Raw genomic sequence first — 12873 nt, 5'->3', positions numbered from 1 at the left:
TATTCTGTGAATTTATATGGTATTTTAGTATCTTTTTTAGTATCATTAATTAAAAAATAGAATCGTATTTACCCAGGGGGATAATCATATATGAGCACTTACTTCGAAAGTATAAATGATATGTGTAATCTCGTTGCTGAAACATTTGATATACCTGTTTTCTTTATCAATTCAACAGGGAAAGTAATCTATGAAAACTTAAGGAATCAATCGCTAAATCCATTATACGAAAACCAAAAGGAAAAATTTTTCAATCCGTTAAACTTTCGCTCGAGTGTAAAATACCAATTCCCAGTTATAAGGAGATCCGTATTTTCCGAGAAATATATTTTGATTAGTGCATTTAATAATCAGGCTTTTGAAGGAACTTTGATCATTGGACCTACACTTGCGATACCATTATCTGAAGAAAAAATAAATGGCATTGTTAACGACTCCCGTGCTTTTTTTTATCGTGAAGAAGTATTTCATTATTACAAATCAATAGCGATAATAACATCTGAAAAACTAATAAATATGAGTGTATTCATCTATCATTTGATTAATAAACAATTACTTTCAGTTAATTTGGTAATGAATGAGAATTCCAAACTAATTGAAATAACCCCCAAAAATGAACAAATGAACATAGCTGTTTCTCATAATCTACAATCCCATGTCTTTCATGATCGACTTTTTGAAAAGAAAATCTTAACTATTATAAAAGAAGGAAGAGTCGAGGATATAAAAGAGCTTTCTTCTTTTAATGAAGAAGAAGCTAGTATTTTATCCAAGTCTAGTTATCTTCGATCCATTAAAAACCATGTGATTACCCTCATCACTTTAGTTTCTAGAGCTTCCATTGAGGGCGGATTACATGATGAAATTGCTTGTTCCTTACATGATCGCTTTATCCAACAAGTCGAGGAAGTAAATAGGATTGATGGAGTTAAACACTTGGCGAGAGACGTTTTATATACATTTGCAGGAAAAGTAAAACAAGTAAAAGATGAACGTTATTCCAAAACAATAACGGCTTGCAAAGATCATATTTACAAACATATTTATGAAGATATTAACCATAATCAAATTTCCCAAAAGGTGGACCTAAGCCCCAAATATTTGTCAGCACTGTTTAAAAAAGAAGTTGGCATTACAGTTAGCGAATATATTCAACAAACAAAAATTGAAGAGGTAAAAAAGTTACTTGCCTATAGTAAAACCCCTATTTCTGAAATCTGTTCACTACTAAATTTTAATGACCAAAGTTATTTCACTAGGGTATTTAAAAAGGTTGTCGGCATAACTCCAAAGCAATACAGGGAAAGACATCATCTGTTAGAAAAAAATTAACCCTACAGATATCCTGTAGGGTTATTTTCTGCAGGAGCAACGACATATGAATTATAAACATTTTGAATTACTCCTAAATAGTAAGAAACTAGCTCTTAATACTTTTCAAAAATATTTCTGAATAAAATGGAACCAAAATATGCATATATTGCTACCCCTATCGTAGAGAAGATAATCATTAAGGGTACAGATACATAAAATCCATATAACATGACCATTAATAAAACTGCAATGGCAATGCTGGCTGGCAAGTGGGTTAACGACATAATTACCGCATTCTTCAATGTTCCATAAATGGTGTTACTATACTTCGCCAATATTGGGAACGTAAATATCAACATGAAAACATAAATCGTTAATGCAATTGAGAAAATAGCAGCAAAAATATAGCCCCAAACATTATCCATTTGCAAGAAGTATTTAATGTCCCATATCAGAATAATCCCTACTATTAAAAAAACAAATTCTATTATTATACTTTGTTTTAAATTCTGCCTAAACGCAAGCCAAAAACTATTGATAATGTATCCCTCTTCATTCCTTACCATCTTCAAAGATACATAATATACTGCAGAAGTGGCTGCACCCACTGTTACGATGGGTAAACTGAAAATAATCCAGAGTATATTTAATAGAAATAAATTCATTACTTTTGTTGCAAATCTGAAGAAACGATTGTCAATATCGAATAAACCTGCCATCTTATTATCCTCTTTAATTCTTATTTCTGTGTTTTTGCCCAAGCATCTAATTGTTTCTGCTTTTCATCAATAATTTTTTGCAGGCCTGCTGCATACAATTCATCATTAATAGTTTTTAGATATTTGTCTGGGTCTAAGGCACCGCCCTCGAGTAACTTTTGGTACTGTTCCATTACTGCTGTACATGAAGCTAATTCTGTCTTAACTGGCTGGGGATCAAACATAAACCCAAATGCCTTTGAAGTTTTAGTATTCTTTTTCCACTCTTCGAAAGCACTATTATATTTCTCTAAGTCTCCGCCAAGTCCAACTAACTCTCTCATCTCTATCGGATACTTCTCGCCATCTCCCCAGATTGGCCAATACTGTAAGAAAGTTTTCGAATTGCCCTTAGAAGTGTCGATAGAACCATCACTATTTTTTGTAAAGTGTTCCCCTTCAATTCCAAACTTCAGTAGTGTTGCGAGTTCCCGATCTTCAAAAGTAAGATTTAAAAATTGTATCGACTTTTCTGGTCTTTTAGCCATAGCAGGAACTGACCAAATATAGGTTTGCCTATTAGTCGTTATGTCAACTGGTGCATGAATGGTGGCATACTGTTTAGGTACTTTATTTCCTAGTTGCGCGTTAGCAAAATCAGTAGAGTTTGGAGCAGCAAAAAGCTTGTTAGCATCCATCATCTCCGTTGGAGTAGTCTGTGTTGTCGCAAAATCCTTAGAAATATAGCCTTTTTGATACCATTCTCTTACTTTTTTAACAGTATTAATATATTCCTCCGTTTCAAGCATATTAACAACTTCTAAATCCTTTGTCCCGGCATCCCTTAACACACCAAAGCCGTCACCAAGGTTATCAAAGTTTAATAAATAATGAGATACCCCTGTAGGGAAAAAGGTTTGTACATCTGGTTCAGAAGCATGAATCTTTTCTAAAATCGGATCTAAATCGTTTACTGATTTAATTTGAGATACATCAATATTATGCTTTTTTACGAGACCATCATGCAGCCAGAATCCCTTAGCCTGTACATAGCTTCTTTTCCCAGGGATACCATACAGTTTTCCATTTACCTTTGTTACCTCTAGAATATCTCCTAAACTAGTTTTAATATCTTTACCATATTGATCTACAATATCATCAAGTGGTCTAATCATGTTCGTACTAGCATATTGTGTAATATATCTTGAGCCTGGAAGCATCATAATTAAGTCTAGCTTTTCACCGCTTGAAGCTGCCAAAGTATAGGTATTTGCCATAGCCGAGACGGCTACAGGCTTAAACTCGACCTTAGCATTGATCTTCTTTAATGTAATTTCATTCACTTTTTCCTGAACCTTTGCCAAATCCCCAGGAGTATCACCATTTACAGCATATGCCACAGTAAGTGTAAATGGCTCTTCATCAAAATTGATACCATCTCCCTTGGCAGTAGTATTTGTCTCTTTGTCTTCACTACACCCAACAAGTACCATCATAAAAATAACAGCAAACAATAGACTTAAAATTCTCTTTCTCATAAAAATCCCCCTTTTATATTAATAATAGAAACACCTTATTCTTTAACTGCCCCTTCTGTCATACCTCTGACTAACCATTTTTGAAGGAATGGAAATACCAAAATGATGGGTAAAATACCTACTACTGCCATTGCCATTCTAATTGTTGTTGATGGTAATTCTGCGGTACTTAATGCTGCTGCTGCATTTCCTAAATCATTACTTTGCAGGAATTTAATATTTTCATTGATATTATTCAAAATGGTTTGGATACTTTGTAACTTGCTGTCATGGCTTAGGTAATATAAACCATTCGTCCAATCATTCCAATACATAAGTGCAAGCGGCAGGCCAATTGTAATGATGATGGGTCCAGATATAGGAAGGACGATTTTGAAAAATGTCTTTATTTCGCTCGCTCCATCAATTTTTGCTGCCTCAATCAATGTACCAGGTATCGAATGCTCAAAATAATTTCGGAAAGTCATGATAAAGTATCCATTTAACATTAGGTTTGGTATGAGTAATCCCAAAATTGTGTTTTTTAGTTGAAATATCTGAGTATAGATAATATATTGTGCTGTAAGACCACCATGGAACATCATGGTAAAAGTCACAATGAAAAGTAACATACTTCTACCAGGCAAATGTTTCCTGCTTAGTGTCCATCCAATCAATGCAGCCATCGTGGTTCCAAAGAATGTGCCAACACAAGTCACTATGATTGTTACAAGGTACCCGCCGCCTATCATCTCCCATTGTTCAAAAATATAATGATAGGCTGTAAGAGAAAATTTTTCTGGAAAAAAACTATATCCATTTCTTACGACTGCTTGTTCATCTGAAAATGATGAAATGATCAGAAGTACAAAGGGAATAATAGCTAGAAAAGCCATTATAATGAACAATATATGTCCACTTAATTCCCACTTTTTATACCTGCCAAGTTTCACTTACTCCCACCTCCTTAGAATAATTTATCATCCTTGCTGAATTTTCGAACAACGGCATTTGCTGAGATTAAGAGTATAAATCCTACTAATGACTGGAAAGCACCTGTAGCTGATGCCATGGTTATATCACCAAGCTTCATCAATGCTCTAAAAGAATATGTGTCTATTGTGGTTGTTACATTATATAATGCACCAGAATTCATTGGAATTTGATAGAAAAGTCCAAAGTCTGAATTAAACATTCTGCCAACCATTAACATTGTCATCAATAAAATTACAGTCTTAAGTGAAGGCAAAGTAATGTGTTTTATTTGCTGCCATTTTGTCGCACCATCAATTTCTGCGGCTTCGTAGTACTCACGTGGTATAGACACGATACGAGCGGTATACATCAATAGAGAATAGCCAATCCCATGCCAGGTATGTATAAACAGCAATATGATAGGCCAATATTTGGGCTCCTGATACCAAGATATCGCATCGATTCCTAAAGGTTTTAAAATGGAGTTGTTAATAAATCCCGTCTCATTACTGAGAAATGCAAAACCTAAATAACTAACAATTACCATTGAAATGACATAAGGAATTAAAGTTGCAGATTGATAAAATTTTCTGGCTGTTTTATTTAAAATTTCGTTAAATAATAATGCTACAGTTAATCCGAAGCCGATTCCAGAAACAATGAACAGTAAATTATAAAGGACTGTATTCCTAATCATGATCCAAGCATCACTAGTTGAGAATAGGAATTTAAAATTATCCAGACCTACGAAATCCCCATTGAATACCCCTTTTGAGTAATCCAGTTCCGTGAAGGCTAATTTCATACCATATAACGGCATATAGTTATTTATGAATAAATAAATCAATGCCGGAACAGCCATTAAATACAACGGAATAAATTGCTTATACTGTACTTTTTTCTTCTTTGTTACGATTTTGGTTATTTTAATTTGTTGTTTTGTTTCTGCTGTATACAAATATATACCTCCCTGTCTCTTTTTTGTTATTTTCTGAATTCTTACACTAATTATAGCGCTTACAAATCAGAAACCATTATACTTTATCCGACTTGTTTGATTTACATTTCCGACCTTTCCTATTTTCATTTTGGTATGGTATGTCATTTTATCTTTTTACTGCTAAACGAAAGAAAAAACAGATGAAAATGACACTCATCTGCTATACCAATTCCTTTTTATATAATTTTTTAAATTGTTGTGGCGACATATCAACGATTTTAGTGAAAATCCTGTTAAAGCTGGAATAATTGTAGTAACCCACTTCCAAAGCTATTTCACCAATATTTTTGTCACTTTCTATTAACAGCCTTTTTGCTATATCCATTCTACGATTAATGATATATCTGCTAATAGAAACACCTGATTCTTTTTTAAAAATTCTTGTGAGATAATCTGGATTTAAATGCACTTTTTTGGCTAAGTCATCCATTGATATTTCTTCAGATATATGACTTTCAATATATTTTTTTGTTTTATTTACTGGGTTTTCTATATTCTCATTATCATCTACGTAATCCTTTATAATATTGATTGTGTACTCAACCCACTTCAATAAATCATCTAAAGATATGAAAGCATTTTGGAATATCTTATTCGAGGTGCTATCACCAAACAATTCACTTAAAAAAACATTATGCTTGGCTGCGAATGACATTAGAACAAAGTAAAAATCCTTATAAAAGTTCTGTAAGAATTTCCTATCTATTTTCTTCAAATTTTCCTCTGCAGTTAGCATCGCTTTAATCTCATTTAACAATGTTTCAAATTCATTTTTCTGAATATACTCACTCCATTTAGTAAAATTTGAGTTACTGTATTCAATATGATAGTGTCTGAAAGTACGTAAAAGATATATATCCTTATGGAATGCTACATTGTTAAAATCTATCAACTGCATTTTTTCGATTTGATTAGGAATTGATATGATATTGTCCTGATTACCTATATAACAGCTTATGGTCATCTTAAAATAAATTTTTATGACCCTGATCAATTCCTCGCATCCTGCTTTGATTTCCTCTGTGAGTTCTCTGCTATTTATCGTTTGATTGATGTTGAACATGATCAAAATAGAGTTTTCTGTGAACTCCAACACTTCTATATTGGTGCCCCCTATTTCAAAGAGCTCCTCCGAAATGTTCTTTATGGAGAATTCCAATAATCTTTTTTCATTCCTTCCCAAATCCTCAGGATATTTTTTAATACATACTAATATGGGAATAAATGTTTTTTCTATATCAATATCAATTTCTTTAGCTTGTATATATTTTAATAGACTCCCCTTATCCGGAGAAATATCTCCAACAAAGAAATCCTTCCAAAATTGTTTCAGAACTATTTTCTTATTTTCAACCCATGCTCCACTGTTTTTTCGTAACGTTTTCTCGTATCGTACTTTCTCCATTGCCTTTGTGACAGTTTGGACTACCTCTTCATAGTTAAGCGGTTTCAAAAGATAATTCAAACTCCCCAATTGGATGGCCATCTGAGCATATCGAAAATCCGCATGACATGTCATAATAATACACTCCACCCCAGGCTTGTTTTCCTTGATCCACCGTAATAGCTCAAGTCCCGTCCCCCTTGGCATTTCAATATCACTGAGTACAATATCGATATCACGCTTGTTTAATTCCTCCATTGCCTGTTTCATACTTGTAGCTGTATAAACGGAAGAAATGGCTAACAAACTCCAATTTATACCTTTTTGTACTGCCTCAATGGCACTGATTTCATCATCTACTAAAAGAATATTCATTCCGAAACACCCTTTCTTCTATTTTTTTTCATAGATTGATATCAGTTTTTATAAGCTATTAAGTATCCATATTTTCAAACAATGCAGGCAAAGTTAGCTCGGATATGGCTCCACCATCATTATAAAACCTCCAACTGCCCTTTCCATCATATAAAATATTGATGCGTTGAACACAATTGAAAATGCCAATATGGTCGCCGAGTGAATCTGTTATTTTCATTCCGGAATTTAAAGGCTCAAAAAGATAAGTTGGGTATCCAACACCAGTATCAGTGATAATTATTTTTGCAAAAGGATAATACTCAACCTCAAAATATTCTACTGTGATAGAAATATGAATCACCCTGGTCATTTCAATGGCATATTTAATGGAGTTCTCTACAAAGTTCTGAATGAGCATAGGAGGAATCAACATATCCTCTATGAGTCGATTTACATTTATAGAATAGGTGAACTTATCTTTATAACGTATTTTTTGTATTTCAAGGTAATCAGAAATATGTTTAATTTCATCATTAAGAGGGACAAAATCGTTATCAACTTTTGTTCTAAATCTGAAGTAGTCTACCGAATTTAGAATTAGCTTTTTGGCAGTATTTAGGTCTCCAGTTTGAATCAGATTATTGACCATATTTAAAGAGTTAATCAAAAAGTGGGGATTTAACTGCGATTGCAAATTTCGAAGCTGCGATTTTTGTACTTTAATCTGTTCCTCATATATACTGATTTTTAGGTTTTGTACTGTATCCATCATCTCATTAAAGGTAGCATTGACCATCTCTAGCACATTGGAACTTTTTTGAAGTTTCATTCTATGTGTAAGGTCCCCTTTTCGGACTCTAGCCATTGATTTGGTCAACTTCCGTAAAGGGTTAACTACCGTAATATTCATTAGTAAGATTAATACAGGCAGCATTAAAGCGAAAAATATAGAAACTAGTAAAATATATCTTTGTACTATGGGTAATGTTTTTTCTATTTCTGCCTTTGATAGGGTTTCCCCCAATAAAATGTTTGCAACGGAAGACTGGCTAGTTATTAGTACATGATCCTTTTGTTGGTTTCCATTTATATTAGTAAGGGAATCAGATGAAATAAATAGTAATTTTGTTTGCGTTGAATTCTTCCTATTATATTTTCTTACCAATTTATCTGTATTTGTATACGATCCAGCAATAATATCTCCATTACCGTAAGAAATATTTATCAAACCATTATTTTTATCTATCTTATTAGTAATCCAATTTGATTTTGGGTATGAGGCAGTCGAACTACCCAATTTTAAACGGGTAATCACATACCTTTTTAATGAGGTTAATTCACTTTCCGATACACTATTTTGGGAAGCGATTATGTAATAATCTCCACTTTTCACATATACAAAAAATGCATCTATTAAGTTGTTTGAAAGCAATCTGTTTGTTTGGTTCATAAAAATCCTGTGTTTGGCGAATGCAATATCGGTTTCGTCGCTGTTAGCAACTAAAATTTTTGGATCGACATGGAATAGGGCCATATCTAGTGAGTAAGTCATTGAGTTTTTCAACTGTGAATCCAGCTGAAGCATATATGAATCCAGCATATTTCTATGGGTATCTTCTACTTGCTTTAGCAGAGATTCATGAGTTTGATAGTTGTAGTATATAAGCACTGAAATAAGAGGAGTAAGAACAATAATGATATAAAAAACAATTTTAAATGAAATGGAATTGTATAATTGTCGATATTTTTTATTTTCCATTGGTACCTCCGAAAGAGTTAATCCATGTATTCCAGGTTCATATCAAACGTAACATTTTGAATAATCTAATAATTCATGTTACAAATCTATTAAAATTTTATTTTCATTATATCATGGCACACTTACTTGCAAATAAGAGGCTTATTTAATTTTTGCAGACTTTACTTTAATAAAATCTCATAAATATTTTAAATTTCCTCGTCATATTTGTATGGTAACTTAGTAATTTTTTTAGTAATTTAGAGGTGAAAATGTACAGCGAAAAGAAAACATAAAAAAATCGTACAATCGGGCTAGCTCCGTTTGTACGATTAATCAACGTATAGGTGAATCATTTCTTTTAGGCAACAGCTAAGCTTAACTCGGGGATTTCTAAAAACTTCTTAATAGCTAGTGCACAGGCACCCATGACACATGCATTTGTTCCAAGTTTTGATAATAATATCTCTTTATAACTACTAATCGAGGAGGTTAATTTCAATTTAATTTTACTTTCTGCTTCAGGAAAAAGTTTCAATAGTTCGCTATTTAATACCACCGTCTCAGGGTTTAGCAAATTAATGATATTATTTAAACCGACTACGATATACTTAATAAACTCATCGATTTCATGCAAGACTACTGGGTCTTTAGCTTTAATAAAATTTTTGACATCCCCATAGTCCAATTTTGATTGATCAAGTTTTTCCGTTAATTGTTTAAAGAAGCTGCCTTCAGAAGCATAAAGCTCCCAACAACCAGAATTCCCACAATTACAAGGTTTGCCATCAGGATTGATAATCATGTGACCAATTTCTCCTGTGTATCCAAGATACCCTTTTACCAATTCCCCATTCACTACGACTCCTAAACCTATTCCAGAGTACATATTAATACTGATTAAATTCCCACTAGTCTGACAACTAAATACTTTTTCTGCAAATGCACATAAATTTGCATTATTTTCAATAGATACTGCCAAATCTAAATGTTGCTTAAGGTCTCCCTTTAGGTCCATGTTAAGCCATTGATGCTGTGGAACAAAACCTATGGTTTCATCATTCTTTACCGTTCCATGAATTCCAATAACCACACCGACAATTCCAAAACGACTTTGAGAATATGTTTCCTTATATTTATTAATTTGGCTTATTAAGATTTGAAGAACCTCATCATAGTTCGAGTTTCCTAACTCTACTATATCGGAATGAACTGGTTTTCCAATTAAATCTGATACAGTAAATGTAATATCCCGATAGTCCAAATCAATCCCAATTGCGTAACCAGCATGGGAATTGAGAGAAAGCATGATTGGCTTTCTCCCAACACTGTAATACTCCTTACGTGATTCAATGAGTAAACCTTCCTCAATTAAATGTGATACCTGCGTTGATATAGTGGCCTTCGTTAACTTGGTTATAGCAGCTAAATCTACCCTCGAAATCATTCCATGTTTTATAATGTTAGCTAATATTACACTTTTGTTGATTTTCTTCATATGAGCAGGAACAGCAATTTCCATGAAAATTACCTTCTATTCTAATGGATATCTAACTCAAACCATAGTCAATAAAGTTAAACAGTTAAGAAAAGGAAATAGATTAAATTGAATAGTTTTCTTCTTTTAGCTCAACAATCGTATCGTCTACTTTCTTGACTCGATTTAAGGATTTGTTGACTTCAACAACCATTGACTTTGGAATAGATCCACCTGCTTGCTTTATCAGAGCTTCAACAGTCATGGCATTCATAGCTTTTGCCATGGATTTCGATTGTTTTACTTTTTTTGCGACGTCTCCACGCTTGGACTTTACATAAAGTATCATATCATCTAAAATTTTGGCTGCTTCAGCGGATTTCCGTATATCTGCCATGACATCCTTAATAGAATAATAGCCTTCTGGACAATTCATGTCTGGCTCATCAAACCAATTAATAACTTCTCTCCCCTCTAACTGATAAGCTTTATTTGGTTCTGGCACTTTACATATGGTGATCTCATCTGAACAATTACCTGCTTTTACTACAATTTTATGGTTACCCTGTAGTTTCAGTTTGAATGTAAATACTTTTTCACCACTTTGCTTTTCTACAAGTTCTCCGTTATTATAAAGTTCAACATTGTCATAATTTGAATAGACCTTAACTTCCGTTTCTTCTTCATGACGTTCTATATAATTTCTTCCACATAAATGTACAAAGGGTTCTTTACTCCAATTTGCCTTATAGAGATAGAACGCATCCTTCTTATATTTTCTATCAAAAGTAACGAGTCCCTTTTGGTTTATTCCGTTCTTTCCGCCCTCATCACGACCGTCTGCTGCAAAGTCAAACATATTCCATACATGCGTCGACCAAAGATAAGGACGTTCTGCACTCATTTTTATCAAATGCTCATGATATACACACTGGTATTGTTCCGTATAATCTCCTTTCTCAGGCATTGCAGATTGTAATCTAGGATTAGCATCTGCTCCGTACTCAGCTAAACCAATAATTTTATCTGGATATTTTTTATGGAAGTCATCAAAAAATACGTCATTATCCGTCACGTTACCTAAGTACCATCCGTAATAAAGATTGTAGGACATAACATCAGGTAAAAATACCAAAGGTTCATCAATCTCAAGCATAAAAGCATGAGCCATAGCGGTTGGTCTAGTATGGTCCATGTTATGTGCCAAATCATTTAATATTTTATGATTCTCCATTAAATCATCTGTTACACCTGTAACGGAAATCTCATTCGATAATCCCCAACAAATAATAGACGGATGATTAAAATTCTGTACGATTAATTCTTTCATTTGACTAATTGTATTCTCTCTGCCATTTGGCATGTGTTCAGTAATGTAAGGTATTTCAGCCCAAACGATCATTCCATATTCGTCGCATAAGTCATAAAAGTACTGGTCATGTTGATAATGTGCGAGACGTATAGTATTTGCACCTATTTCCTTTATCAGTTCCATGTCCTCTTGCATCATTTCTTTCGTAATGGCGTTTCCTACAGCTATTCTATCTTGGTGACGAGATACACCCCTAAGAGGATATGACCTGCCATTTAAGAAAAATCCTTTATCCTTGTCAAAGGAAAAAGTTCTGCAGCCAAAACGGCTATCAACCTGATCAATTACGTGACCATTTTTGATAAGTTCTGCTTTTGCTTGATATAAAAATGGATCCTCTACTCCATCCCATAAGTGAACTTCTGAAACTATCATACTACCAGAAGCAACTCCATCTATAACAGGTACTTCTATACTTCCTACACCCTTGATAGTATAGCGAACAGCTTCAGCTTCCCCTGAAATATTTGATTTTAAGGCTACATCTGCGGCTTTGTCATTTATCTCGGAAGTTATTTGAAATCCATTCCCTCCAAAATAATCCATATCAAAATGGCTGTTAGGCACGATTACCATGTATACATCCCGATATATCCCACCATAAAACGTGAAATCCGCCATCTGCGGGTATACCCTATCATTAGGTCCATTATCAACAGAAACAACCAGCTCATTTTCTTCTTTTAAAGCGTCTGTTATGTTTATTCTAAAAGTAGAATAACCTCCATCATGTGTACATAATTTATGATTATTCACCCAAACTTCTGCTGTAGAGTTTGCACCTCTAAATTCCAGGTATACCTGATCACCATTATTAAATTCTGGTTTAGAAAAAGTCTTCCCATACCAGCAGGTTCCCCTGTAATAATCATTGCCTCCATCTTGTCCATCAATAGCATTCCATGTGTGAGGAATATTAACTTTATCACCTGGTGCTGTAAACACTTCCGCAGCTCCAACATTTTCCTTTACGAATTTCCAATTTTTATTAATAAGTATTGTTTTTCTCATCGTAACTCCTCCTAAATTCTTTATCGCTTA

The 12873-nt window shown here is 33.6% G+C and carries 9 protein-coding genes; 1 reads left to right on the top strand and 8 read right to left on the bottom strand.

Annotation, left to right across the window (positions count from 1 at the left end):
* Positions 1-90 precede the first annotated feature (90 nt).
* Positions 91-1332, top strand: a complete 1242-nt coding sequence (locus MLOOGBEN_RS06305; RefSeq protein ID WP_179157409.1) for a helix-turn-helix domain-containing protein — start codon at positions 91-93, stop codon at positions 1330-1332.
* 95 nt (positions 1333-1427) lie between these two features.
* On the opposite strand, the gene MLOOGBEN_RS06300 is transcribed toward MLOOGBEN_RS06305, so the two are convergent.
* The 8 genes from MLOOGBEN_RS06300 to MLOOGBEN_RS06265 form a co-directional block, all read right to left on the bottom strand.
* Positions 1428-2033, bottom strand: coding sequence for a YesL family protein (locus tag MLOOGBEN_RS06300; protein ID WP_179157408.1), 606 nt, complete (start codon positions 2031-2033; stop codon positions 1428-1430).
* A gap of 20 nt (positions 2034-2053) precedes the next feature.
* Complete coding sequence (locus MLOOGBEN_RS06295; RefSeq protein WP_179157407.1) at positions 2054-3550, bottom strand: ABC transporter substrate-binding protein; 1497 nt, start codon at positions 3548-3550, stop codon at positions 2054-2056.
* A 35-nt stretch (positions 3551-3585) separates the two neighbouring features.
* Positions 3586-4482, bottom strand: coding sequence for a carbohydrate ABC transporter permease (locus MLOOGBEN_RS29680; RefSeq protein WP_218781073.1), 897 nt, complete (start codon positions 4480-4482; stop codon positions 3586-3588).
* Between the two features lie 14 nt (positions 4483-4496).
* Complete coding sequence (locus MLOOGBEN_RS06285; protein WP_256988919.1) at positions 4497-5462, bottom strand: ABC transporter permease; 966 nt, start codon at positions 5460-5462, stop codon at positions 4497-4499.
* 202 nt (positions 5463-5664) lie between these two features.
* Positions 5665-7263: a response regulator transcription factor gene (locus tag MLOOGBEN_RS06280; RefSeq protein WP_179157406.1), complete on the bottom strand. Its 1599-nt coding sequence runs from the start codon at positions 7261-7263 to the stop codon at positions 5665-5667.
* 58 nt (positions 7264-7321) lie between these two features.
* The gene (locus MLOOGBEN_RS06275) at positions 7322-9004 is read right to left on the bottom strand and encodes a sensor histidine kinase (protein WP_179157405.1); all 1683 of its coding nucleotides are present in this window, start codon (positions 9002-9004) and stop codon (positions 7322-7324) included.
* Positions 9005-9344: 340 nt separating this feature from the next.
* The gene (locus MLOOGBEN_RS06270; protein ID WP_179157404.1) at positions 9345-10505 is read right to left on the bottom strand and encodes an ROK family transcriptional regulator; all 1161 of its coding nucleotides are present in this window, start codon (positions 10503-10505) and stop codon (positions 9345-9347) included.
* Between the two features lie 79 nt (positions 10506-10584).
* Positions 10585-12843 (bottom strand): glycoside hydrolase family 2 protein, encoded by a 2259-nt coding sequence (locus MLOOGBEN_RS06265; RefSeq protein ID WP_179157403.1) that lies wholly within the window; start codon positions 12841-12843, stop codon positions 10585-10587.
* Positions 12844-12873: the final 30 nt, after the last annotated feature.

The organism is Bacillus sp. EB106-08-02-XG196 (assembly GCF_013396335.1).
Lineage (GTDB): Bacteria > Bacillota > Bacilli > Bacillales > Cytobacillaceae > Neobacillus.
This window is presented reverse-complemented; position numbering and strand designations above follow the sequence as displayed.